The organism is Pseudomonas sp. NFACC45 (assembly GCF_900113505.1).
Lineage (GTDB): Bacteria > Pseudomonadota > Gammaproteobacteria > Pseudomonadales > Pseudomonadaceae > Aquipseudomonas > Aquipseudomonas tehranensis.
Genome location: NZ_FOPO01000011.1, coordinates 186,209 through 209,428 on the forward strand (window position 1 = coordinate 186,209; position 23,220 = coordinate 209,428).

Consider the following 23,220-nt stretch of genomic DNA (forward strand, 5'->3'; position numbering starts at 1 on the left):
GCTAAACCTTGTACACGTATGTCCATGACAAGGAAGCCGAACATGTCAGTCGTTACCGAAGTATCCCCCGATGGGCAAAAGCTGACGATCTCGATCAAGGGTCGTTTCGATTTTGGCCGGCATCAAGAGTTTCGCGAGTCTTACGAGCGGCTCAACCAAAAGCCCGAATCCATTGTGGTGGACTTGAAAGAAGCCACCTATCTCGACAGTTCCGCCTTGGGCATGCTCCTGTTGCTGCGCGATCATGCAGGCGGCGAAGATTCGGATATCCGGATCGTGAACAGCAACAGTGACGTCAAGAAAATCCTGGCGATCTCCAACTTCGACAAGCTGTTCGATATCTATCCGAAAGAAGATGCAGGGAAAGACAGCGCGGGAGAAAAAGACAAGCCACAGGCAGGCCATCTCCAGGACAAGCTTCATCCCGGAAAAGCTTGACCTGCAGCCATGTTGTCCGACCTCGAACCGCTGACGGTCCTGATTGCCGAAGACAGTGCCGCTGACCGACTGCTGCTGTCGACTATTGTCCGTCGTCAGGGCCATCACGTGCTCACTGCGGCTGACGGTGCCGAGGCGGTGGATATCTATATCCAGCAGCGTCCGCACCTGGTGCTGATGGACGCGATGATGCCGGTGATGGATGGTTTCGAGGCGGCGCAAAAGATCAAGCAACTGGCCGGGGAGCAGTTGGTTCCGATCATTTTTCTCACCTCGCTGACCGAAAGCGAAGCCTTGGCCCGATGTCTGGAAGCGGGGGGTGACGATTTTCTGGCCAAGCCGTATAACCAGGTCATCCTAGCCGCCAAGATCAAGGCCATGGACCGCTTGCGTCGGTTGCAGGCCACTGTCGTGGAGCAGCGTGACCAGATATCCCGGCACCATGACTACCTGCTCAACGAGCAGCGCGTAGCCAAGGCCGTGTTCGACAAGATCGCCCATTCCGGCTGTCTGAGCGCACCGAACATCCGCTACCTGCAATCCCCCTACGCGCTGTTCAACGGCGATTTGCTGCTGGCCGCATTCAATCCGGCAGGCGACATGCACATCCTGCTGGGGGATTTCACCGGACACGGTTTGCCGGCCGCGGTCGGCGCGATGCCGCTGGCGGAGGTGTTCTACGGCATGACCGCCAAAGGCTATGGCCTGGCGCAGATCCTGCGGGAGATGAATGCCAAGCTCAAGCGCATCCTGCCGGTGGACATGTTCTGTTGCGCGACCCTGTTATGTCTGAGTTTCCAGCGCTGCACGGTGGAAGTCTGGAACGGCGGCATGCCTGATGGTTACCTGCATGACAGCCTCAGCGGCGTGCGCACGCTATTGCCGGCGCGCCACCTGCCGTTGGGCGTGCTCACTCCCCAATTGTTCGATGACCGCACTGAAGTGCACCCCATGTCGCTGGGTGACCGGGTATTCCTGCTGTCCGATGGCGTGATCGACACCGCCGACGACAATGAGCAGCTGTTTGGCGTGGAGCGTTTGCAACAGGTTTTTTCGGCCAATCGCGAGCCCGACTGTCTTTTCGAAGACATCCAGCAAGCCTTGCGAGACTTTCGCGGCGAGCCGCGGGATGACTTCAGTATGGTCGAGGTGCGTTTGGTCGCACCGACGCAACTCAACCCGCCGCCGCCGGTCTATTCCGATAGCGGCCAGTCCAGCCCGCTGGACTGGTCGATGAGTTTCGAGTTTCGCGCGCAGACGCTCAGGCGGTTCAACCCGATGCCGTACCTGTTGCAGCTGTTGCTTGAGGTTCACGGGCTCAGGGCTCAGAGTGGCGCCCTTTACAGCGTGCTTTCGGAGCTCTACTCCAATGCGCTGGACCATGGCGTATTGGGGCTCGACTCGAGTATCAAGCGCGACGCGTCGGGTTTCGCCCGTTACTACAGCGAGCGCAACCAGCGCCTGGATGAATTGAACAGCGGTCACGTCCGGGTTCATGTGCACGTCACGCCTCACGGTGACGGTGGTCGTCTGGTCATTGAAGTCGAAGACAGTGGCAAGGGCTTCGATGTCGCCCGGGTGTTGGCGCGACCTGCGGACAGTAACCGGTTGTCGGGGCGCGGCGTGAGCCTGGTCCGCCAGTTGAGCCATCAGGCCTGCTGGTCAGACGATGGTCGTAGTGCGCGCGTGGAGTTTTTCTGGGAGGCTCTGGCATAATCGGCGCCATTCTTGATCAGGGAGCGAACAAGTGAGTGAGATTCATCTGGACCGCGACGTACTGAGTACGTTGAAGGAAGTCATGGAGGACGGGTATCTGGAGTTGCTGGATACCTTTCTTAACGATTCCGAAGCACGCCTGCGTGTGCTGCATGAGGCTCGGGACGCGGAAAAGCTCAGTGCCACGGCCCACAGCTTCAAGGGCAGCAGCAGTAACATGGGTGCCATCCGTCTGGCAGAACTGTGCGGCGAACTGGAGCAACGTGCCAAACAGCCGTCGTTAGGCGGGATCGAAAAGCTGGTCAGCGAAATCGACAGTGAATTCGCCCACGTTCGCAAGCTTTGCAGGGAAGAGCGTGAAGGGTTCCACTGCTGAGATTCGAGCATTGCCAATAGGTTGGCCCGTCCCTTGCATTCTCCTCTCTCGACTGTACCTATGATTCCAGTGCAGCGGAGACCTTTTTATGCCCGTAACGCCCAATACACTGCTTCAGGCCACCCCGCAGGCCAAGCCTCAGGCCGCCGTCAATTCACCGGCAGCGGCCCCTGAGTTCGGGAATAAAGCCTCCAGCTTCGCTCAGGTCTTCGCCCGCCAGGCCCCCGCCAAGTCGTCGATGGCCCCCGAGCCATCGGTTAAACAGGTGCGCGACCAGGCTTCTGATAACACCGTCAAAAAAGATGATGGCGACGAAACGGCTGCCGCCCCCGAGACGACGGTTGCCGATAGCGGCAAATCCTTGCCCGCCGACAAACCGTCAACGGCCGATGACAAAGTGGCCAATGATGACGGCGCCGACACGACTGAAACCCCGGCGGCGCAAGTTGCTTCTGGCGATCCAGCAGTGGATCCCGCGTTGCTGCCGGATATGATCGCACCGGCTGTCGCAACCGAGGCAGAGCCCGCGCCCGTGGTGGCCACGACGACGCCTCAAGTCGCGGCTGCGGTGGCGGCGCCGGTCGCTCCATTGGCCACAGTGGCCCAGGCTGCGGTGGTGGTCGACCCTGAATTCGATCCGGCCGCCGATCCGCTTGATGCATTGCCTGCCTTGCGCCTGGCGATGGAGCAGGGCGGCCATGTTTCCGCTGCCAGTCAGGCCCAGTCCAAGGCACCCGCCCCGGTATCGCTCGACGCTGAATCGACATCTGCTCAAACCTTTGCCGCCGGCATGGCAAGCATGCTCACCGTGCAGGCTGACCAGAACAGTACCGGCCCCGGCAGCCAGGGTGGTGAAAAGGCATTTGGCGGCTTGCTCAATGAGGGCCTCAAGGATCTGACCGCTGCTTCCAGCGATACTCGCGTGGATGACTTCGCCAACCGTCTGGCGGCGCTGACCCAGGCCGCCACGCCAAAAACCGCCAATGCGATACCGGTCAACCAGCCTATCGCGATGAATCAGAGCGGCTGGACCGAAGAGGTGGTCAACCGGGTGATGTACCTGTCGAGCGTCAACCTCAAGGCGGCCGATATCCAGTTGCAGCCGGCCGAACTCGGTCGCCTGGATATTCGGGTGAACATGGTTCCGGATCAGCAGACCCAAGTGACGTTCATGAGCGCTCATTCCGGCGTTCGCGAAGCTCTCGAAGGCCAGATGCATCGCCTGCGCGACAGTTTTGCCCAGCAGGGCATGGGCCAGGTCGACGTCAGCGTGTCCGACCAGTCCCGTGGCTCCCAGGGGCAGGATCAGCAAGCGCAGCAACAGGCTCAGGCTGGGCGCACAACATCGTCCGGCGGGCGGGTGGATTCGGTAGAGGAAGACCTGCCAGCCAGCATTGCTGAAGTAGCAGCCACTGCCACCAGCGTGATCGGCACCAGCGCGGTCGATTTCTACGCCTGACCAAACGCTGAAAACCCTGTGGGAGCGGGCTTGCTCGCGAAAGCGGTGTGTCAGTTGGCAATGATGTCGACTGACACTGCGCCTTCGCGAGCAAGCCCGCTCCCACATTGGTTTATGGCGTCCTGAAGATTTATCTCACATCCCTTTCTCCAAACACTTCTGGCATAACACTTGCTCCTGCCTTGCCGTGCAACAGTGAAAACCCCGATTAGTGACGGATTATTGGCATGGCGAAGAGCGAAGCAGCAGCTGTAAAGGACCCGGCAACCAAGGGCAAAATCAAGCTGATCATCTTGATCGTGGTGGGCTTGCTCCTGGCCATGGGGCTTTCCGTGGGAGCGACCTGGTATTTCATGCACAACGCTCAAAGCAAGCCGGCCGTGGCGGTCGAAGCCGCGCCGGTAGGCAAGCAGCCGGCGATTTTCGAGCCGATGGCGCCCGCTTTCGTGGCCAACTACACCCAGAACGGTCGCCAACGCTACATGCAGGTCAGTATCACCCTGTTGGGCCGCAACCAGGCTGACCTGGAAGCGCTGCGGGTGCACATGCCACTGATCCGCAACAACCTGGTGATGCTCTTTTCCGGACAGAATTTCGACACCCTGGCCACGCCCGTCGGCCAGGAAATGCTGCGTCAGAAAGCCACGGCCAGCGTGCAGGAAGTGGCTCAGAAAGAGCTCGGCAAAGTGGTGATCGAACAGTTGCTCTTCACTAACTTCGTATTGCAGTAGGAACCCGACATGGCCGTGCAGGACCTGTTGTCCCAGGATGAAATCGACGCGCTGTTGCATGGTGTCGATGATGGCCTGGTGCAGACCGAAAACGCTGCTGAGCCGGGCAGCGTCAAAAGCTACGACCTGACCAGCCAGGATCGCATCGTTCGCGGACGGATGCCGACCCTGGAAATGATCAACGAGCGTTTCGCCCGATACACCCGCATCAGCATGTTCAACATGCTGCGCCGTTCGGCCGATGTGGCCGTCGGTGGCGTGCAGGTGATGAAGTTTGGTGAATACGTGCACTCGCTGTATGTACCCACCAGCCTCAACCTGGTGAAGATCAAGCCGTTGCGCGGCACTGCGCTGTTCATCCTTGACGCCAAACTGGTGTTCAAGCTGGTGGACAACTTCTTCGGCGGTGACGGTCGTCACGCCAAGATCGAAGGGCGTGAATTCACCCCGACCGAGCTGCGGGTAGTGCGCATGGTGCTGGAGCAGGCCTTCGTCGATCTGAAGGAGGCCTGGCAGGCGATCATGGAAGTGAACTTCGAGTACATCAACTCGGAAGTGAACCCGGCCATGGCCAACATCGTCGGCCCGAGCGAAGCCATTGTGGTTTCGACCTTCCACATCGAGCTCGATGGCGGTGGTGGCGATCTGCACGTGACCATGCCGTACTCGATGATCGAGCCGGTACGGGAAATGCTCGACGCCGGCTTCCAGTCGGATCTCGACGATCAGGACGAGCGCTGGATCAATGCTTTGCGTCAGGATGTGCTGGATGTCGACGTGCCGATCGGCGCGACGGTTGCCCGGCGTCAGCTGCGCCTGCGGGACATCCTGCATATGCAGCCGGGGGACATTATTCCTGTCGAGATGCCTGAGGACATGATCATGCGCGCCAACGGTGTACCGGCCTTCAAGGTCAAGATGGGCTCTCACAAAGGCAACCTGGCGTTGCAGGTGATCGAGCCGATCGAACGCCGCTGAGCGGTGTCGAACCCTTACGTTTTTAACTGAATTTTTGCCCGCCGAGGACAAATGATGGCTGACGATATGAACACCCAGGATGACCAGGCGCTGGCCGACGAGTGGGCTGCAGCCCTGGAAGAAACCGGCGACGCCGGGCAGGCCGACATTGACGCTTTGCTGGCGGCCGACACTGGCGCTCACGCCTCCAACCGCCTGCCGATGGAAGAGTTTGGCAGCGTGCCTAGAAGCAACGAACAGGTGACGCTGGACGGGCCGAACCTGGACGTGATTCTCGACATCCCAGTGTCTATTTCCATGGAAGTGGGCAGCACCGATATCAATATCCGCAACCTGCTGCAGCTTAACCAGGGCTCGGTGATCGAGCTGGATCGCCTGGCTGGCGAGCCGCTGGATGTGCTGGTCAACGGCACGTTGATCGCTCATGGCGAAGTGGTGGTGGTCAACGAGAAGTTCGGCATTCGCCTGACGGACGTGATCAGCCCGAGCGAACGCATCAAGAAGCTGCGCTGAGTGAAAGGTTTTTTCGCCGCAGCCTTGATGCTGCCATTCAGTGTGCTGGCAGCCGAGCCGGTAGCCACCGTCGCTGCGGCACCGGCGGCGAGTAGCGGGATCGCTGGGCAACTGGCGCAATTGGTGCTCGGTCTGCTGTTGGTGCTGGGGTTGATCTTTTTCCTGGCCTGGTTGCTGCGGCGCGTGCAGCAGGCTGGGCCAGCCGGCAAGGGGCAGGTCATCGACATCGTCGGTTCCCGCGCGCTTGGCCCGCGGGATCGGCTGGTGCTGGTTCAGGTTGGCAACGAGCAGATTCTGCTGGGGCTTAGCCCGGGCACTATCACTGCATTGCATGTTCTCAAGGAGCCGGTGCAGGTGCCTGCCACCGACCAGGCCACCCCCGAGTTTGCCCAGCGTCTCATGGAGCTGTTGGGTAAAGATCAGAAGGATAAAAAGTAATGCCGTTGCGCATTCTGTTGGCGGTGGTCCTGATGCTGGCCGCGCCGTTGGTGCTCGCTGCCGATCCGCTGTCGATCCCGGCAATTACCTTGGGCACCAACGCCGAAGGGGCTCAGGAGTATTCGGTCAGCCTGCAGATCCTGCTGATCATGACCGCGCTGAGTTTCATCCCGGCGTTCGTCATGCTGATGACCAGTTTCACCCGGATCATTATCGTCTTTTCGATCCTGCGCCAGGCCCTGGGCTTGCAGCAGACGCCGTCGAATCAGATTCTGACCGGCATGGCGCTGTTCTTGACGATGTTCATCATGGCACCGGTCTTCGACCGGGTGAACCAGGATGCGCTGCAACCCTATCTGGCGGAAACCATCACCGCCCAGGATGCGGTGGCCAAGGCTGAAGTGCCGATCAAGGATTTCATGCTGGCCCAGACCCGCACCAGCGACCTGGAACTGTTCATGCGCTTGTCCAAGCGCACAGACATCGCCAGCCCGGATCAAGCGCCGCTGACCATCCTGGTGCCGGCGTTCGTGACGTCCGAGCTCAAGACCGCGTTCCAGATTGGTTTCATGATTTTCATCCCGTTCCTGATCATCGACCTGGTGGTCGCCAGCGTGCTGATGGCCATGGGTATGATGATGCTGTCGCCATTGATCATTTCCCTGCCGTTCAAGATCATGCTGTTCGTGCTCGTGGACGGCTGGGCCCTGATCATCGGCACCCTGGCGGGCAGTTTCGGCGGTGTGTAGGCCATTTGTGCGGGTAGCAAGAATATGACGCCTGAAGTAGCGGTAGACCTGTTCCGCGAAGCGCTCTGGCTGACGACCATGATGGTCGCCGTGCTGGTGATACCCAGCCTGCTGGTGGGCTTGCTGGTGGCAATGTTCCAGGCCGCGACCCAGATCAACGAACAGACCCTGAGCTTTCTGCCGCGTCTGCTGGTGATGTTGGTGACGTTGATCGTCGCCGGTCCCTGGCTGGTGCAAACCTTCATGGAATACATCCTGCAGCTTTACGGCAGTATTCCGCAGTTGATCGGTTGACCTGATGTCGATGCTCGAACTGACGGATACCCAGATCAGTACCTGGGTGGCGTCATTTATCCTGCCGCTGTTTCGCGTTACCGCGCTGCTGATGAGCATGCCGGTCTTTGGCACCACCCTTGTGCCGACCCGCGTACGGCTGTACTTCGCCCTGGCGATCACGGTGGTCATCGCGCCGGGGCTGCCACCTATGCCGCCGGTCAACGCCCTGGACCTCAGTGCGTTGATGCTGGTGGCCGAGCAGATTCTGATTGGCGTCTTGATGGGCTTTTCGCTGCAACTGTTCTTTCAGGCGTTTGTAGTCGCCGGGCAAATCATTTCGATCCAGATGGGCATGGCGTTCGCCTCCATGATCGACCCCACCAACGGCGTGAACAGTGCGGTAATCGGGCAGTTTCTGACGATGTTGGTGACCCTGCTGTTTCTGGCCATGAACGGGCACCTGGTGGTGTTTGAGGTGCTGACTGAGAGCTTCACCACATTGCCAGTGGGCAGCGCGATGCTGGTCAATCATTTCTGGGACATCGCTGGCAAGCTTGGCTGGGTTCTGGGCGCGGCGATGGTGTTGGTATTGCCCGCGATTACCGCGCTGCTGGTGGTCAATATTGCCTTTGGTGTCATGACTCGGGCGGCGCCGCAGTTGAACATTTTCTCCATAGGCTTTCCGTTGACCCTGGTGCTGGGCCTGGTGATTTTCTGGATCAGCCTGGGGGATATTCTCAATCAGTACCAGCCGTTGGCGACCCAAGCCCTGCAGCTGTTACGCGATATGGCACAGGCGCGCTGAACCATGGCCGAAAGCGAGAGTGGTCAGGACAAGACAGAAGACCCCACGGAGAAGCGCAAGAAAGAATCCCGGGACAAAGGTGAGATTGCGCGCTCCAAGGAGCTCAACACTCTGGCGGTGACGATGGCCGGGGCCGGTGGCTTATTGATTTATGGCGGCGGGCTGGCCCTGGATCTGCTGGAAATCATGCGCCTGAATTTTTCCCTGCCCCGCGAGGTACTGCTCAGTCCCGGTGCCATGGGGCAATACCTGCTGCACTCCGGCAAGATCGCGATCCTGGCCGTGCAACCGGTTCTGATCTTTCTCCTGCTGGCGGCCATTATTGGTCCGATCTCCCTCGGAGGTTGGCTGTTTGCCGGCAAGAGCCTGGCCCCCAAGTTCAGTCGGATGAACCCGGCTAACGGCCTCAAGCGAATGTTTTCCAGCACGGCGCTGATTGAACTGCTCAAGGCGCTCGGCAAGTTCCTCCTGATCCTGTTCGTAGCGCTGACGGTACTGCAGGCTGATATCGACGACTTGCTGCGCATCGCCCATGAACCCTTGGAGCAGGCGATCATCCACAGCGTGCAGTTGGTGGGCTGGAGTACATTGTGGATGGCTTGCGGCTTGATTCTGATTGCCGCCATCGACGTGCCGATCCAGCTGTATCAGAGCAAGCAGAAGTTGCTGATGACCAAGCAGGAGATCCGCGACGAGCACAAGGACCAGGAGGGTAAGCCGGAGGTCAAGCAGCGGATTCGCCAGTTGCAGCGTGAGGTGTCCCAACGTCGGATGATGGCGGCGATTCCAGACGCCGACGTGGTCATCACCAACCCGACCCACTATGCCGTGGCGCTCAAGTACGATCCCGATAAAGGCAATGCCCCGGTGTTGCTGGCCAAGGGCAGTGATTTCCTGGCGCTGAAAATTCGCGAGATCGCCGTAGCCAACGAAGTGATGCTGCTTGAATCCCCGGCATTGGCGCGGTCGATTTACTACTCCACCGAACTCGACCAGGAAATTCCTGGTGGCCTGTACCTGGCCGTGGCTCAGGTGCTGGCTTACGTCTATCAGATCCGTCAACACCGCGCCGGCAAGGGCAAGCGCCCCGAGCCTCTCAAGGATTTGCCGATTCCACCGGATTTGCGCCGCGACTCCTGATTCGGGCTCCCACTCGATTGCATTCAGCGCTTTGGCTAGCGCCTCTATTTCGGCCTCCGACGAAAGTTGGAAGGCTTCTTGCAATACCCCGTCTGCGTCCGTTTCGGGCGTCAAAAGTTTGCTTCACAGGAACGGGGATTATTGGTGGATCGCTCTCAGTTATTCAGCACCGCACGCAGCAACGTAGCCGACCTCAGCCGGGGTAATCTGGGCGTGCCGTTGTTGCTGCTGGTCATGCTCGCCATGATGATGCTGCCGGTGCCACCGTTTCTGCTGGACGTGTTCTTCACGTTCAATATCGCGTTGTCCATCGTTGTACTGCTGGTGTGCGTGTACGCATTGCGGCCACTGGATTTTGCGGTGTTTCCGACCATTCTGCTGGTGGCGACGCTGATGCGTCTGGCCCTTAACGTGGCGTCCACCCGCGTGGTGATGATCCACGGTCATGACGGTCATGATGCCGCTGGCAAGGTGATCCAGGCCTTTGGTGAGGTGGTGATTGGCGGCAACTACGTGGTGGGTATCGTCGTCTTTGCCATTTTGATGATCATCAACTTCGTGGTGGTGACCAAGGGTGCCGGGCGGATTTCCGAGGTGAGCGCGCGTTTCACCCTCGATGCAATGCCCGGCAAGCAAATGGCAATCGACGCTGATCTCAACGCCGGCCTGATCGACCAGGGTCAGGCCAAGGCCCGTCGCCTGGAAGTGGCTCAGGAAGCCGAGTTCTACGGTTCCATGGACGGTGCCAGCAAATTCGTGCGCGGTGACGCCATCGCCGGTTTGCTGATCCTCTTTATCAACCTGATCGGCGGCATGGCTGTCGGTATTTTCCAGCACAGCATGACTTTCGGCGAGGCCGGCAAGGTTTACGCCCTGTTAACCATTGGTGACGGTTTGGTGGCGCAATTGCCATCACTGTTGTTATCCACAGCCGCCGCGATCATGGTGACCCGTGCGTCCGGCTCCGAAGACATGGGTAAGCAGATCGGCCGGCAGATGTTTGCTTCGCCCAAAGCGTTGGCCGTTGCAGCCGGGCTGATGGCCGTGATGGGCCTGGTCCCCGGGATGCCGCACTTCTCCTTTCTGAGCATGGCCGCCCTGGCGGCGGGGGCTGCCTACCTGTTCTGGAAGAAGCAGAACGTGCAAAAGGTCCAGGCCCTGCAAGAGGTCAAGCGCCAGCAGGAGCTGCTGCCATCGCCGGCTCGCGCCATGGAAACCAAGGAGCTGGGTTGGGACGACGTGACGCCGATCGACATGATCGGCCTGGAAGTCGGTTACCGTCTGATCCCCCTGGTGGACCGCAATCAGGGTGGTCAATTGCTCGCGCGGATCAAGGGCGTGCGCAAGAAGCTGTCCCAGGACCTGGGGTTTCTGATGCCCACCGTCCATATTCGCGACAACCTCGATCTGGCGCCCAGTGCCTATCGCTTGACGCTGATGGGCGTGATTCTGGCCGAAGCCGAGATCTACCCGGACCGTGAACTGGCGATCAACCCAGGGCAGGTCTACGGTTCGCTCAACGGCATTACCGCCAAGGATCCGGCTTTTGGCCTGGAAGCGGTGTGGATCGAAATCAGCCAGCGGGCCCAGGCCCAGTCCCTTGGCTATACCGTGGTGGACGCCAGTACCGTGGTTGCGACCCACTTGAACCAGATTCTGTACAAGCACTCCAGTGAGCTGATCGGCCACGAAGAAGTCCAGCAATTGCTGCAAGTGCTGGCCAAAGGCTCGCCAAAGCTGGCCGAAGAGCTGGTGCCCGGTGTGGTTTCGTTGTCGCAATTGCTCAAGGTGTTGCAGGCGCTGTTGGCCGAGCAGGTGCCGGTGCGCGACATCCGCAGCATTGCCGAGGCGATCGCCAACAACGCTTCCAAGAGTCAAGATACCGCCGCTCTGGTGGCTGCGGTGCGGGTTGGCGTATCCCGCGCAATCGTCCAAAGCATTGTAGGCACTGAGTCGGAGCTGCCTGTGATCACGTTGGAGCCAAGGTTGGAACAGATATTGCTCAATAGTCTGCAGAAGGCAGGACAAGGCTCGGAAGAGGGCGTTCTGCTGGAGCCAAGCATGGCCGAGAAGCTGCAGCGTTCGCTGATCGATGCAGCCCAGCGGCAGGAGATGCAAGGCCAACCGGTGATCCTGCTGGTGGCCGGTCCGATTCGCGCGATGCTCTCGCGGTTCGGGCGCCTCGCGGTCCCGGGGCTGCATGTGCTGGCGTACCAGGAAATACCGGACAACAAGCAAGTGACCATCGTTGCGACAGTAGGGCCCAACGGCTGAGGTAGTGGTTTATGCAAGTGAAGCGTTTTTTCGCCGCCGATATGCGTCAGGCCATGAAGCTGGTTCGTGACGAGCTGGGCGCTGAAGCAGCCATCATTGGCAATCGCCGGATCGCCGGCGGTGTCGAGCTGACGGCGGCTCTGGATTACAAATTGTCGGCGCTGGCCCCGCGCGTTCCCAACATGGAACTCGAGGATGAGCTGCGCAAGACCCAGTCGCGCATCGCCAGTGCTCAGGCCGAATTGAGCTTGCGCAGCAGCGATGGCGAAGCTAGCGAGGGCACCAATCGTCAATTGTTCGCCGGTCAGCCACTGACCGCTGGACTGCCGTTGACCGCTGCCGAGCCGCTGGTCGAGCAGGCCAAGGCTGAGCCGCGTCGTCCGGCACCGGTTCAGGCCGCGTCAGGCGGTGGCGTCGACCCGCGGGCCCTGGACTCGATGCGCTTCGAACTCAACAGCCTGCGTGAACTGATGGAAGTTCAGCTCGGCTCCCTGGCCTGGAACCAGTTGCAAGGCAACCGTCCGGCCCAGGCTAATCTGTGGCGTCGCCTGCAACGCATCGGCTTGTCCGGCCCGTTGTCCCGCGACCTGCTGGCGCTGATCAACGATATCGAAGAACCCCGTCAGGCCTGGCGCATGCTGTTGGCGCACCTGGCGCGAATGATCGCCACCCCGGAAGTCGAGCCCCTCGAAGAAGGTGGCGTCATTGCCATGGTCGGCCCGGCCGGCATGGGCAAGACCACCACCCTGGCCAAGCTCGCGGCGCGTTATGTACTCAAGTACGGCGCCCAGAGCATCGCCCTGGTGAGCATGGACAGTTTCCGTATCGGTGCCCAGGAACAACTCAAGACCTTGGGTCGGATCCTCAATGTGTCGGTGACCCATGTGGATCCGGGCCAGTCCCTGGCCCAGGCGCTGGAGCCGCTGCTGCGCAAGCGCGTCGTGCTGATTGATACCGCCGGCCTGCAAGCCAGCGATCCGGCCCTGCGCATGCAGCTTGAAAGCCTGGCCGGGCGTGGTATCCGGTCAAAAAATTATCTCGTGTTGGCAACCACCAGCCAGAAACAGGTTCTAACCGCCGCGTACCACAGCTACAAACGCTGCGGGCTGGCCGGTTGCATCCTGACTAAGCTGGACGAAACGGCAAGCCTGGGCGAGGTGTTGAGCCTGGCGATCGGTCATGATTTACCGGTGGCCTACCTGACCGACGGGCCGCGGATCCCGGATGATTTACATCTGCCGCGCCGTCATCAACTGGTCAGTCGTGCCGTGAGTGTGCAAATGCAGGAAGAACCCAGCGAAGAAGCCATGGCTGATATGTTCGCTGACATCTACCACAGCCCGACCAAGCAGGTCGGCTGAGGTAATCATGAATATTTTTTGTACCTACATCGATGGTCTGCCATGCATTGTTCCGAATGTGAACGCGCAGCCAGTAATGTGGCCTCCGTCTAAGTAAGACAAGGTAAAGAACGAACATGGGCAGCATGCATCCCGTACAGGTGATCGCGGTGACCGGCGGCAAAGGTGGCGTCGGCAAGACTAACGTGTCAGTGAACTTGTCCCTGGCTCTGGCAGAGCTTGGCCGACGGGTCATGCTGCTGGACGCCGACCTGGGCCTGGCGAACGTCGATGTGCTGTTGGGGCTCACTCCCAAGCGCACGCTGGCGGACGTGATAGAGGGGCGCTGCGAACTGCGTGACGTGCTGCTGCAGGGGCCCGGCGGGATTCGCATCGTGCCGGCTGCCTCGGGCACCCAGAGCATGGTTCATCTGACTCCGGCTCAACACGCGGGTCTGATCCAGGCTTTCAGCGACATCGGTGACAACCTCGATGTGCTGGTGATCGACACCGCTGCCGGTATCGGTGATTCGGTCGTCAGTTTCGTACGCGCTGCCCAGGAAGTCTTGCTGGTGGTCTGCGACGAACCGACGTCCATCACCGACGCCTATGCCCTGATCAAATTACTGAACCGTGACTACGGCATGAACCGCTTCCGCGTCCTGGCCAACATGGCCCAGAGCCCGCAGGAAGGACGCAACCTGTTCGCCAAGTTGACAAAGGTCACGGATCGCTTCCTGGACGTCGCCCTACAATACGTCGGCGCAGTGCCCTACGACGAAAGCGTACGTAAAGCCGTCCAGAAGCAACGTGCGGTTTATGAAGCTTTTCCCCGTTCCAAATGCGCACTGGCGTTCAAGGCTATTGCCCAGAAGGTTGATACCTGGCCATTGCCAGCCAACCCTCGCGGGCATCTGGAGTTTTTCGTCGAGCGTCTCGTGCAACAAACAGCAGGGCCCGTGCTATGACAGCCAGCGGTTACAACCATCTCTACAAAAAATCGGCACGGGACGCCCAGTACGAATTGATTGAGCGTTATGCGCCTCTGGTCAAGCGTATCGCCTATCACTTGCTGGCGCGGTTGCCGGCCAGTGTCCAGGTCGAGGACTTGATCCAGGCGGGCATGATCGGCCTGCTCGAAGTGTCGAACAAATACGACGCGAGCAAGGGCGCCAGCTTTGAGACCTATGCCGGTATTCGCATTCGCGGGGCGATGCTCGACGAAGTCCGCAAGGGCGACTGGGCACCGCGTTCGGTGCACCGCAATACCCGCATGGTCAGTGACGCCATTCGCGCCATTGAAGCTAAAACCGGGCGTGACGCTAAAGATCATGAGGTTGCGGCCGAACTCCAATTGAGTCTCGACGATTATTACGGGATTTTGAACGATACCTTGGGCAGTCGCCTGTTCAGTTTCGACGACCTGTTGCAGGACGGCGAACACGAAGGGCTGCACGAGGACGGCGCGAGTGCTCACATGGAGCCATCGCGTGACCTGGAAGATGAACGTTTCCAGAGCGCGCTGGCGGATGCGATTGCCAATTTGCCGGAGCGTGAGCGACTGGTCTTGGCGCTGTACTACGACGAAGAGCTGAACCTCAAGGAAATCGGTGAGGTCCTGGGGGTCAGCGAATCGCGGGTCAGCCAGTTACACAGCCAGTGCGCGGCCCGTTTGCGGGGGCGTTTGGGGGAGTGGCGAGCGCGCTGACAGCAGTGTGGGGACACTGCGAACGAGTCTGGCCTGGCATGCGCTGAGCCAGTCTCTCTCCGTGGTCCTCCAGACCGTTGTCGAGTGTTGTGCCGGATTGATTGAAATGGCGCGTTCAGGTGCTGGGCGCGTTTAAGACTGCTTGGAGGTCGAATTGGACAAGAACATGAAAATCCTCATCGTTGATGACTTCTCAACGATGCGGCGGATCATAAAAAACCTGTTGCGTGACCTTGGGTTCACCAACACGGTCGAGGCCGACGATGGCACCACTGCCATTCCGGTTCTCAACAGCGGAAGCATCGACTTTCTGGTGACTGACTGGAACATGCCCGGCATGACCGGTATCGACTTGCTGCGCCATGTGCGCGCCGACGAAAAACTCAAGCACCTTCCGGTGCTGATGGTCACTGCCGAAGCCAAGCGCGAGCAGATCATCGAAGCGGCCCAGGCCGGTGTAAACGGCTACGTGGTCAAACCCTTCACGGCCCAGGCGTTGAAAGAGAAGATCGAAAAAATCTTCGAACGCATCGGTTAACGGCGCCACGGGGGAGCTATGGATAACGAATCTTCAATGGGTGATTTCGAATCGACCCTGAAAAAACATGCCCGCGAACTGGTCGACAGCCTTGAAAAAGGCCGCTTTGGCGATGCGGTTCAAATGATCCATGAGCTCAACCAGACCCGTGACCGCGGTCTGTATCAGGAAGTGGGCAAGCTCACGCGTGAACTGCACAGCGCGATTGTCAATTTTCAGATCGACCCGAACATGCCGCAGGCCGAGGAGGTCTCGCAGATCACTGATGCGACCGAGCGTCTGGGTTATGTGGTCAAGCTGACCGAGGCCGCGGCCAACCGCACCATGGACCTGGTGGAGAGCGCAACGCCGCTGGTCAATGGCCTGAGCGATGAAGCCCAGGCCTTGAGCACCGACTGGGGCCGCTTCATGCGGCGTGAAGTCGGCGCTGAGGAGTTTCGGGACCTGGCCCGTCGGGTTGACGGTTTCCTGACGCGCAGCAGCACCGAGAACCGTGCTGTGGCGAGCAATCTCAACGACATTCTGCTGGCTCAGGACTATCAAGACCTGACCGGCCAGGTGATCAAACGGGTAACCCAACTGGTCACCGAAGTGGAAAGCAACCTGCTCAAACTGGTGTTGATGGCCAGCCAGGTCGACCGCTTTGCAGGCATCGAACACGACCGTGAAGCGATACTTGCTGAAAAAGATCCACAAAAACATCTCTCTCAGGGTGAAGGTCCGCAGATTCATGCCGATAAAAGAGAAGACGTTATGTCCGGTCAGGACGATGTGGACGATTTGCTGTCCAGCCTTGGATTCTGAGTTTTAGCCCTGTTTTAGGAGCAGCCATTAATGAGCTTCGGCGCCGATGAAGAGATCCTTCAGGATTTCCTGGTTGAGGCCGGCGAGATTCTAGAGCAACTTTCCGAACAACTGGTCGAGCTGGAAAGCCGACCGGATGATGCGGATCTGCTCAATGCAATTTTTCGCGGTTTCCACACTGTAAAAGGAGGCGCCGGCTTCCTCCAGCTCAATGAGCTGGTGGAGTGCTGTCACATTGCCGAGAACGTGTTCGACATCCTGCGCAAGGGTGAGCGTCGCGTTGACTCGGAATTGATGGACGTGGTGCTCGAAGCGCTGGATGCGGTCAACAGTATGTTCAGTGAAGTGCGCGAGCGCTCACCGATCACCGCTGCTACGCCTGAGTTGCTCGCCGCGCTGTCGCGCCTGGCCGAGCCGCAGTCGGCTGACGAGGTTGCACCGGTAGCCGCACCAGTGGTTGAGGAACCGGTCGCCGAGGAATCAGGCGACATCACCGATAACGAATTCGAACAACTGCTGGACTCGCTGAACGCCGTCAAGGCCCAAGCCCAGGCTCCGGCGGCGCCTGCTGCCCCGGCTGCGCCGGCCGCCGATGCCGCCACCAGCGATGAAATCACCGACGCCGAGTTCGAGTCGCTGCTCGATCAGCTTCACGGCAAGGGCCAGTTCGCCGTGGATGCAGTCGTCCCCCCGAGTGCCCCGGCCGCCCCGAAAGCAGCAGGCGACAACTCCGATATTACCGACGATGAGTTCGAGGCTTTGCTCGATCAGTTGCACGGCAAGGGCAACTTTGCCGTGGACGCACTGGATTCGGCCATCGCTTCGGCGCCGACCCCAGCCAAGCCTGCCGCCGCCGCAGCGGGCAGCGACCTGATCAGCGATCACGAGTTCGAATCACTGCTTGATGAACTGCACGGCAAGGGCAAGTTCAGCGAAGTCGGCACCGCCTCAGCAGCCACTGCGCCTGCCGCCACCACCACAGCAGCTGCGCCAGCGGAGAAGGCCGCGGCCAAACCCGCCGCCAAGGCACCGGAACCGAAGGCTGAGACACCCAAGCCTGCCGCTGCGGCCGCCCCGGCGCCAGCCCGTGCACCGGCGGCCGCGCCGGCGGATAAGCCAGCCAGCGAAGCCGAGACGACTGTACGGGTCGACACCGCTCGCCTGGACGAGATCATGAACATGGTCGGCGAACTGGTGCTGGTGCGTAACCGCCTGGTGCGTCTGGGCCTCAACAGCCAGGACGAAGCCATGGCCAAGGCCGTGTCGAACCTGGACGTGGTCACGGCTGACTTGCAGACCGCGGTCATGAAGACCCGGATGCAGCCGATCAAGAAAGTCTTCGGGCGCTTCCCGCGCCTGGTTCGCGACCTGGCACGCCAGCTCAAGAAAGAAATCAACCTGGAACTGGTGGGCGAAGAGACCGACCTGGACAAGAACCTGGTCGAGGCGCTGGCCGACCCGCTGGTCCACTTGGTGCGCAACGCGGTCGACCACGGTATCGAGTCGCCGCAAGAGCGCGAAGAGTCAGGCAAGCCCCGCAGCGGCAAGGTGGTGTTGGCCGCCGAGCAGGAAGGCGACCACATCCTGCTGTCGATCTCCGACGACGGCAAAGGCATGGACCCGAACGTGCTGCGCTCCATCGCGGTGAAGCGCGGTGTGATGGACAAGGACGCCGCCGACCGCCTGAGCGACACCGAGTGCTACAACCTGATCTTCGCCCCGGGGTTCTCGACCAAGACCGAGATTTCCGACGTGTCGGGCCGTGGCGTGGGCATGGACGTGGTGAAAACCAAGATTTCCCAGCTCAACGGTTCGATCAACATCTACTCGACCAAGGGCCAGGGCTCGAAAATCGTCATCAAGGTCCCGCTGACCCTGGCGATCATGCCGACCCTGATGGTGATGCTGGGCAACCAGGCATTTGCCTTCCCTCTGGTCAATGTCAACGAGATCTTCCACCTCGACCTGTCGCGCACCAACGTGGTGGACGGCCAGGAAGTGGTGATCGTGCGGGACAAGGCACTGCCGCTGTTCTACCTCAAGCGCTGGCTGGTCAGCTCCGCCGCTCATGTCGAGCAGGGCGAGGGCCATGTGGTGATCCTTTCGGTGGGCACCCAGCGGATTGGCTTCGTCGTCGATCAGTTGGTGGGCCAGGAAGAAGTGGTCATCAAGCCGCTAGGCAAGATGCTCCAGGGCACCCCGGGCATGTCCGGCGCCACCATCACCGGCGACGGCCGCATCGCGTTGATTCTCGATGTGCCAAGCATGCTCAAGCGTTACGCCGCACGGCGTATTTGATTCTGGAGGGGCGCGGCCCGCAGCCGCGTCTCGTCTAACGGAGTGTTTATGGTAGTTAAAGTCCTGGTGGTGGACGATTCGGGTTTTTTCCGCCGCCGCGTCTCGGAAATCCTCTCGGCGGACCCGAGTATTCAGGTCGTCGGTACGGCGACCAACGGCAAAGAGGCAATCGATCAGGCGCTGGCGCTCAAGCCGGACGTGATCACCATGGACTACGAGATGCCGATGATGGATGGCATCACGGCGGTGCGGCATATCATGCAGCGCTGCCCGACCCCCGTATTGATGTTCTCCTCCCTGACCCATGAAGGCGCGCGGGTGACCCTCGATGCGCTGGACGCCGGGGCGGTGGATTTCCTGCCGAAAAATTTCGAAGACATTTCGCGCAACCCTGACAAGGTTCGGCAGTTGCTGTGCGAGAAGGTCCACAGTATTTCCCGCAGCAACCGGCGTGTTGGAGCCTATAGCACACCTGCGCCAACGCCTGCACCTGCGCCAGCCCCAGCTTCGTCGGGCAGCTTCAACCCGGCCCCTGCGCGCAGTGCCCCGGCCCCAGTGCCAACTCGTTCCGCGCCAGCCAGTGCGCCATCGTCGCCGGCCCCCAAACGCAAAGCCTACAAACTGGTCGCCATTGGGACGTCCACCGGCGGCCCGGTGGCATTGCAGCGGGTCCTGACCCAGTTGCCGGCCAACTTTCCGGCGCCGATCGTGCTGATCCAGCATATGCCCGCAGCCTTTACCAAGGCGTTCGCCGAGCGCCTCGACAAGCTGTGTCGTATCAGCGTCAAGGAGGCCGAGGATGGCGACATCCTGCGTCCGGGCCTGGCGCTGCTGGCGCCGGGCGGCAAACAGATGATGATCGATGGTCGCGGCGCGGTGAAAATCCTGCCCGGCGATGAGCGCCTCAATTACAAACCGTGCGTGGACATCACTTTCGGCTCCGCAGCTAAATCCTACGGCGACAAAGTTCTGGCGGTGGTGCTCACCGGCATGGGCGCCGACGGTCGTGAAGGCGCACGCCTGCTCAAGCAGGGCGGCAGTGCCATTTGGGCCCAGGATGAAGCCAGTTGCGTGATCTATGGCATGCCGATGGCGATTGTCAAAGCGGATCTGGCCGACGCGGTGTACGGGCTGGACGACATTGGTAGACACCTGGTCGAGGCGTGCCTGTAATGGATGTGCTCAGCCTGATCGGCATCATCATGGCGTTCGTCGCCATTATCGGTGGCAATTACCTGGAAGGCGGTCACCTGGGGGCCTTGGCCAACGGCCCGGCGGCGTTGATCGTGATCGGCGGCACCGTGGGTGCGGCGCTGTTGCAGTCCCCCATGAGCGCCTTCAAGCGCGCCATGCAGGTGCTCATCTGGATTCTGTTCCCGCCGCGAGTCGACCTGGCCGGGGGCATTGACCGCGTGGTGAACTGGAGCCTGACCGCCCGCAAGGAAGGCTTGCTGGGCCTGGAGGGGGTGGCCGATGCCGAACCCGACAACTACTCGCGCAAAGGCCTGCAACTGCTGGTGGATGGCGCTGAGCCGGAAGCCATCCGCAGCATCCTGGAAGTGGATTTCTACACGCAGGAAAGCCGTGACATCGAAGCGGCCAAAGTCTTTGAAAGCATGGGTGGCTATGCACCGACTATCGGCATCATCGGTGCGGTGATGGGCCTGATCCACGTGATGGGCAACCTGGCCGATCCGTCGCAACTGGGCAGCGGCATCGCCGTGGCCTTCGTCGCGACCATTTATGGTGTGGCCAGTGCCAACCTGGTGCTGCTGCCGATCGCCGCCAAGCTCAAGTCCATCGCGTTGCGCCAGTCGCGTTATCGCGAAATGTTGCTGGAAGGGATCCTGTCGATCGCCGAAGGTGAAAACCCGCGTTCCATTGAGTTGAAGCTCCAGGGCTTCATGGACTGATGGGAGACATGGAAAATGGCACGTCGCAGGCATCGTGAAGAACACGTCAACCATGAACGCTGGCTCGTTTCCTATGCCGACTTCATCACACTGTTGTTCGCCTTCTTCGTGGTCATGTATTCGATCTCGTCGGTCAACGAAGGCAAGTACAAGGTGATTTCCGAGGCGCTGATCGGCGTGTTTACCGACTCCGACCGCGCCCTCAAGCCCATCCCCATTGGTGATGAGCGGCCCAAGACCACCACGCCGGCCAAACCGCTGGTCAGGGACTCCGAGCAGGTCGATGCCGGTATCGCTGGCGGCAGCGATCCGTTGAAAAGCATTGCCGATGACATCAGCGCGGCGTTTGGCGATCTGATCAGCTCCAATCAGATGACCGTGCGCGGCAACGAGTTGTGGGTTGAGATCGAACTCAATTCCAGCCTGTTGTTTGGCAGCGGCGACGCCATGCCCAGCGATATGGCGTTCAACATCATCGACAAAGTGGCCGCTATCCTCAGGCCTTTCGACAACCCGATCCACGTAGAAGGCTTCACCGACGATCAGCCGATTCGCACTGCGCAGTACCCGACCAACTGGGAACTGTCATCGGCGCGTTCGGCGAGCATCGTGCGCATGCTCGCCATGCAGGGCGTAAACCCCGGCCGGCTGGCGTCGGTGGGCTATGGTGAATTCCAGCCGGTGGCCAACAATGCCACCGCCGAGGGGCGTGCGCGCAACCGGCGAGTGGTGCTGGTGGTGTCGCGCAACCTTGAGGTGCGCCGTAGCCTGACCGGGACCGGCACGGCCCATGCAACACCGGATGCGGCATTGAAGCGTGCTGGCACACAAACTGCACCGACCCAGCCCAAGTCGCCGGGAAGACAGAGCGCCGTCAATTCTCCGTCACCCGCTTTATAACCGAGCTATTTCTCGGTCGAGCCTGTATCGGCCGGGAGGAACAATCCGAATGAGAGTCTGGGCAGTCGCCAATCAAAAAGGTGGTGTGGGTAAAACCACATCTTCCATCGCTTTAGCCGGATTGCTGGCCGAGGCGGGCAAGCGCGTGGTCATGGTCGATCTGGACCCCCACGGCTCGATGACCAGCTACTTTGGTTACGATCCCGACAGTCTGGAGCACAGCAACTACGACCTGTTCCTGCACAAGGGCGGGGTGCCCGAAGGCTTGCCGGGGCAGTTGCTGCTGTCCACCAGCGATGAGCGTATTTCCCTGTTGCCATCCAGCACTGCCCTGGCGACCCTGGAACGGCAGTCGCCGGGGCAAAGCGGTCTGGGCCTGGTGATCGCCAAGAGTCTGGCGCAACTGTGGCAGGATTTCGATTACGCGATCATCGACAGCCCGCCGCTGCTTGGCGTGCTGATGGTCAACGCCCTGGCGGCCAGCCAGCAACTGGTTATCCCGGTGCAGACCGAGCACCTGGCCGTCAAGGGCCTGGAGCGCATGGTCAATACCCTGGCGATGATCAATCGCTCGCGCAAGCAATCGTTGGCCTTCAACATCGTACCGACCCTGTTTGATCGTCGCACCCAGGCGTCCCTGGGCACCCTGCGCGTGCTGCGGGACATGTACCCGGATGACATCTGGCAAGGCTACATTCCGGTCGACACGCGTTTGCGTGACGCCAGCCGTGCCGGTGTGACCCCTTCGCAATTCGATGGCAAGAGCCGCGGCGTGCTGGCCTACCGGGCGCTGCTCAAGCACCTGCTGGCCCAGCAGCTCGTTTCGCAGCAGGTGGCTTAAGGTGAAGAGGCTTACCAAAGGCATTGCACTCGATTGTGAGCGCTCAAGTCCTGGCGCATACATGCCGATAACCTTTTCAAGTGGCGCACTGTTCCCATGAGCCGCCCGATAAAGACAACCTCGCGTCCGCAATTGGCCCTGCAGTCTTATCTGGATGGGCTGTTGCAGGAAGCAACCGAAGAATTGCCACCGCAACCGAGCGTGATCGAGGCGTTGCCCGAGACCGTCGAAGCCGAAGGTGGACTGGATGAGTTTCAGGCGGCCGTGCTCGAAGAGCAGGCCCGTGATGCACACAAAACGGTGATTGCCGCGGCAGTCGAGGCTCCGTTCATCAAGCCTCAGGTGGCAGTGATGGAAGCGCCTGCGCCGATCCTGGCGCCGGTCTCGACCGTTGCACCGTTGCTGCAGGGCCTGGTGACGCCGGTGGTGGAAGTCCATCTGCCACCGAGCAGCCCACCGCCGCCGGTGCCGACCGACGACCGTCCGGCCTGGGCCGCCGAGCCGTTCGAGTGTTTGTTGTTCGATGTGGCCGGGTTGACCCTGGCGGTGCCGCTGGTATGCCTGGGATCGATATATTCCCTGGCCGGGCAGGAATTGACGCCGTTGTTCGGCCAGCCGGAATGGTTCCTCGGGATCCTGCCGAGCCAGGCCGGCAACCTGAAGGTGCTGGATACCGCGCGCTGGGTGATGCCGGACCGTTATCGCGATGATTTTCGCCAGGGCCTGCAATACGTGATTTCGGTGCAAGGGTATGAATGGGGTTTGGCGGTGCATCAGGTCAGTCGCTCGCTGCGCCTGGACCCGAACGAGATCAAGTGGCGCAGCCATCGAGGGCAACGGCCATGGCTGGCCGGTACAGTGATCGAGCATATGTGCGCCTTGCTGGACGTATCCGAGCTGGCCGAGCTGATCGCCAGCGGCGGGGCAAAACACCTGGGCGGCACCAAGCCGGTCCAGAAACCGAAATAAGACAACCGGTGACGCA

General features: G+C 60.5%; 24 protein-coding genes. All 24 read left to right on the top strand.

What is annotated here, in order from left to right; translation table 11 throughout:
* Nucleotides 1-42: 42 nt before the first annotated feature.
* The 24 genes from BM132_RS20725 to BM132_RS20840 all read left to right on the top strand — a co-directional run bounded on the left by BM132_RS20725 (nt 43) and on the right by BM132_RS20840 (nt 23,204).
* A complete protein-coding gene (locus BM132_RS20725) occupies nt 43-438 on the top strand; it encodes an STAS domain-containing protein (protein WP_256244292.1) in 396 nt (131 codons plus the stop codon).
* Nucleotides 439-447: 9 nt separating this feature from the next.
* On the top strand, nt 448-2,154 hold the full coding sequence (locus tag BM132_RS20730) for an ATP-binding SpoIIE family protein phosphatase (RefSeq protein WP_177218198.1): 1,707 nt from the start codon (nt 448-450) through the stop codon (nt 2,152-2,154).
* Nucleotides 2,155-2,185: 31 nt separating this feature from the next.
* Nucleotides 2,186-2,530, top strand: a complete 345-nt coding sequence (locus BM132_RS20735) for an Hpt domain-containing protein (protein WP_092458410.1) — start codon at nt 2,186-2,188, stop codon at nt 2,528-2,530.
* A gap of 88 nt (nt 2,531-2,618) precedes the next feature.
* On the top strand, nt 2,619-3,989 hold the full coding sequence (locus tag BM132_RS20740; RefSeq protein ID WP_092458413.1) for a flagellar hook-length control protein FliK: 1,371 nt from the start codon (nt 2,619-2,621) through the stop codon (nt 3,987-3,989).
* Between the two features lie 227 nt (nt 3,990-4,216).
* Nucleotides 4,217-4,720 carry a flagellar basal body-associated protein FliL gene (fliL, locus tag BM132_RS20745; protein WP_092458417.1) on the top strand — a complete coding sequence of 168 codons (504 nt, stop codon included), beginning with the start codon at nt 4,217-4,219 and terminating at the stop codon, nt 4,718-4,720.
* A gap of 9 nt (nt 4,721-4,729) precedes the next feature.
* A complete protein-coding gene (fliM, locus tag BM132_RS20750) occupies nt 4,730-5,698 on the top strand; it encodes a flagellar motor switch protein FliM (RefSeq protein WP_003184019.1) in 969 nt (322 codons plus the stop codon).
* Between the two features lie 54 nt (nt 5,699-5,752).
* The gene (fliN, locus tag BM132_RS20755; protein ID WP_047226255.1) at nt 5,753-6,211 is read left to right on the top strand and encodes a flagellar motor switch protein FliN; all 459 of its coding nucleotides are present in this window, start codon (nt 5,753-5,755) and stop codon (nt 6,209-6,211) included.
* A complete protein-coding gene (gene fliO, locus BM132_RS20760) occupies nt 6,212-6,649 on the top strand; it encodes a flagellar biosynthetic protein FliO (RefSeq protein ID WP_092397555.1) in 438 nt (145 codons plus the stop codon).
* Nucleotides 6,649-7,398 carry a flagellar type III secretion system pore protein FliP gene (gene fliP / locus BM132_RS20765; RefSeq protein WP_047226257.1) on the top strand — a complete coding sequence of 250 codons (750 nt, stop codon included), beginning with the start codon at nt 6,649-6,651 and terminating at the stop codon, nt 7,396-7,398. The genes fliO and fliP overlap by 1 nt, the downstream gene beginning before the upstream one ends.
* A 24-nt stretch (nt 7,399-7,422) precedes the next feature.
* Nucleotides 7,423-7,692, top strand: a complete 270-nt coding sequence (gene fliQ / locus BM132_RS20770) for a flagellar biosynthesis protein FliQ (RefSeq protein ID WP_047226258.1) — start codon at nt 7,423-7,425, stop codon at nt 7,690-7,692.
* A 4-nt stretch (nt 7,693-7,696) separates the two neighbouring features.
* The gene (fliR, locus tag BM132_RS20775) at nt 7,697-8,479 is read left to right on the top strand and encodes a flagellar biosynthetic protein FliR (RefSeq protein WP_092458419.1); all 783 of its coding nucleotides are present in this window, start codon (nt 7,697-7,699) and stop codon (nt 8,477-8,479) included.
* Nucleotides 8,480-8,482: 3 nt separating this feature from the next.
* On the top strand, nt 8,483-9,619 hold the full coding sequence (gene flhB / locus BM132_RS20780) for a flagellar biosynthesis protein FlhB (protein ID WP_092397559.1): 1,137 nt from the start codon (nt 8,483-8,485) through the stop codon (nt 9,617-9,619).
* A gap of 144 nt (nt 9,620-9,763) precedes the next feature.
* Entirely contained in the window at nt 9,764-11,893 is a 2,130-nt protein-coding gene (gene flhA, locus BM132_RS20785; protein ID WP_092397765.1) for a flagellar biosynthesis protein FlhA, read from the top strand.
* Between the two features lie 11 nt (nt 11,894-11,904).
* Entirely contained in the window at nt 11,905-13,254 is a 1,350-nt protein-coding gene (flhF, locus tag BM132_RS20790) for a flagellar biosynthesis GTPase FlhF (protein ID WP_092458422.1), read from the top strand.
* 116 nt (nt 13,255-13,370) lie between these two features.
* Nucleotides 13,371-14,201, top strand: a complete 831-nt coding sequence (fleN, locus tag BM132_RS20795; protein ID WP_003184001.1) for a flagellar synthesis regulator FleN — start codon at nt 13,371-13,373, stop codon at nt 14,199-14,201.
* Nucleotides 14,198-14,941: an RNA polymerase sigma factor FliA gene (gene fliA / locus BM132_RS20800; protein ID WP_003184000.1), complete on the top strand. Its 744-nt coding sequence runs from the start codon at nt 14,198-14,200 to the stop codon at nt 14,939-14,941. Before fleN ends, fliA begins: the two co-directional genes overlap by 4 nt.
* A gap of 166 nt (nt 14,942-15,107) precedes the next feature.
* Nucleotides 15,108-15,479, top strand: a complete 372-nt coding sequence (locus tag BM132_RS20805) for a chemotaxis response regulator CheY (RefSeq protein WP_003183998.1) — start codon at nt 15,108-15,110, stop codon at nt 15,477-15,479.
* 18 nt (nt 15,480-15,497) lie between these two features.
* Entirely contained in the window at nt 15,498-16,283 is a 786-nt protein-coding gene (locus tag BM132_RS20810; RefSeq protein ID WP_092397563.1) for a protein phosphatase CheZ, read from the top strand.
* Between the two features lie 30 nt (nt 16,284-16,313).
* Nucleotides 16,314-18,581, top strand: coding sequence for a chemotaxis protein CheA (locus BM132_RS20815; RefSeq protein WP_092458425.1), 2,268 nt, complete (start codon nt 16,314-16,316; stop codon nt 18,579-18,581).
* Nucleotides 18,582-18,629: 48 nt separating this feature from the next.
* The gene (locus tag BM132_RS20820) at nt 18,630-19,754 is read left to right on the top strand and encodes a protein-glutamate methylesterase/protein-glutamine glutaminase (protein ID WP_092458427.1); all 1,125 of its coding nucleotides are present in this window, start codon (nt 18,630-18,632) and stop codon (nt 19,752-19,754) included.
* The gene (locus BM132_RS20825; protein WP_018606553.1) at nt 19,754-20,494 is read left to right on the top strand and encodes a flagellar motor protein; all 741 of its coding nucleotides are present in this window, start codon (nt 19,754-19,756) and stop codon (nt 20,492-20,494) included. Before BM132_RS20820 ends, BM132_RS20825 begins: the two co-directional genes overlap by 1 nt.
* A 15-nt stretch (nt 20,495-20,509) precedes the next feature.
* A complete protein-coding gene (motD, locus tag BM132_RS20830; RefSeq protein ID WP_047226265.1) occupies nt 20,510-21,394 on the top strand; it encodes a flagellar motor protein MotD in 885 nt (294 codons plus the stop codon).
* A gap of 49 nt (nt 21,395-21,443) precedes the next feature.
* Complete coding sequence (locus tag BM132_RS20835; RefSeq protein ID WP_047226266.1) at nt 21,444-22,235, top strand: ParA family protein; 792 nt, start codon at nt 21,444-21,446, stop codon at nt 22,233-22,235.
* Nucleotides 22,236-22,331: 96 nt separating this feature from the next.
* Nucleotides 22,332-23,204, top strand: a complete 873-nt coding sequence (locus tag BM132_RS20840; RefSeq protein ID WP_092458430.1) for a CheW domain-containing protein — start codon at nt 22,332-22,334, stop codon at nt 23,202-23,204.
* Nucleotides 23,205-23,220: the final 16 nt, after the last annotated feature.

Bases quoted from the DNA above. Each gene is read 5' to 3' on its own strand.
- fliL (WP_092458417.1), top strand. From the start codon at position 4,217: ATGGCGAAGAGCGAAGCAGCAGCTGTAAAGGACCCGGCAACCAAGGGC.
- fleN (WP_003184001.1), top strand. From the start codon at position 13,371: ATGGGCAGCATGCATCCCGTACAGGTGATCGCGGTGACCGGCGGCAAA.
- fliA (WP_003184000.1), top strand. From the start codon at position 14,198: ATGACAGCCAGCGGTTACAACCATCTCTACAAAAAATCGGCACGGGAC.
- BM132_RS20825 (WP_018606553.1), top strand. From the start codon at position 19,754: ATGGATGTGCTCAGCCTGATCGGCATCATCATGGCGTTCGTCGCCATT.
- flhF (WP_092458422.1), top strand. From the start codon at position 11,905: ATGCAAGTGAAGCGTTTTTTCGCCGCCGATATGCGTCAGGCCATGAAG.
- fliM (WP_003184019.1), top strand. From the start codon at position 4,730: ATGGCCGTGCAGGACCTGTTGTCCCAGGATGAAATCGACGCGCTGTTG.
- BM132_RS20835 (WP_047226266.1), top strand. From the start codon at position 21,444: ATGAGAGTCTGGGCAGTCGCCAATCAAAAAGGTGGTGTGGGTAAAACC.
- BM132_RS20815 (WP_092458425.1), top strand. From the start codon at position 16,314: ATGAGCTTCGGCGCCGATGAAGAGATCCTTCAGGATTTCCTGGTTGAG.
- fliP (WP_047226257.1), top strand. From the start codon at position 6,649: ATGCCGTTGCGCATTCTGTTGGCGGTGGTCCTGATGCTGGCCGCGCCG.
- fliR (WP_092458419.1), top strand. From the start codon at position 7,697: ATGTCGATGCTCGAACTGACGGATACCCAGATCAGTACCTGGGTGGCG.
- BM132_RS20725 (WP_256244292.1), top strand. From the start codon at position 43: ATGTCAGTCGTTACCGAAGTATCCCCCGATGGGCAAAAGCTGACGATC.
- BM132_RS20820 (WP_092458427.1), top strand. From the start codon at position 18,630: ATGGTAGTTAAAGTCCTGGTGGTGGACGATTCGGGTTTTTTCCGCCGC.
- BM132_RS20730 (WP_177218198.1), top strand. From the start codon at position 448: ATGTTGTCCGACCTCGAACCGCTGACGGTCCTGATTGCCGAAGACAGT.
- motD (WP_047226265.1), top strand. From the start codon at position 20,510: ATGGCACGTCGCAGGCATCGTGAAGAACACGTCAACCATGAACGCTGG.
- BM132_RS20810 (WP_092397563.1), top strand. From the start codon at position 15,498: ATGGATAACGAATCTTCAATGGGTGATTTCGAATCGACCCTGAAAAAA.
- flhB (WP_092397559.1), top strand. From the start codon at position 8,483: ATGGCCGAAAGCGAGAGTGGTCAGGACAAGACAGAAGACCCCACGGAG.
- BM132_RS20740 (WP_092458413.1), top strand. From the start codon at position 2,619: ATGCCCGTAACGCCCAATACACTGCTTCAGGCCACCCCGCAGGCCAAG.
- fliQ (WP_047226258.1), top strand. From the start codon at position 7,423: ATGACGCCTGAAGTAGCGGTAGACCTGTTCCGCGAAGCGCTCTGGCTG.
- BM132_RS20840 (WP_092458430.1), top strand. From the start codon at position 22,332: ATGAGCCGCCCGATAAAGACAACCTCGCGTCCGCAATTGGCCCTGCAG.
- BM132_RS20805 (WP_003183998.1), top strand. From the start codon at position 15,108: ATGAAAATCCTCATCGTTGATGACTTCTCAACGATGCGGCGGATCATA.
- fliN (WP_047226255.1), top strand. From the start codon at position 5,753: ATGGCTGACGATATGAACACCCAGGATGACCAGGCGCTGGCCGACGAG.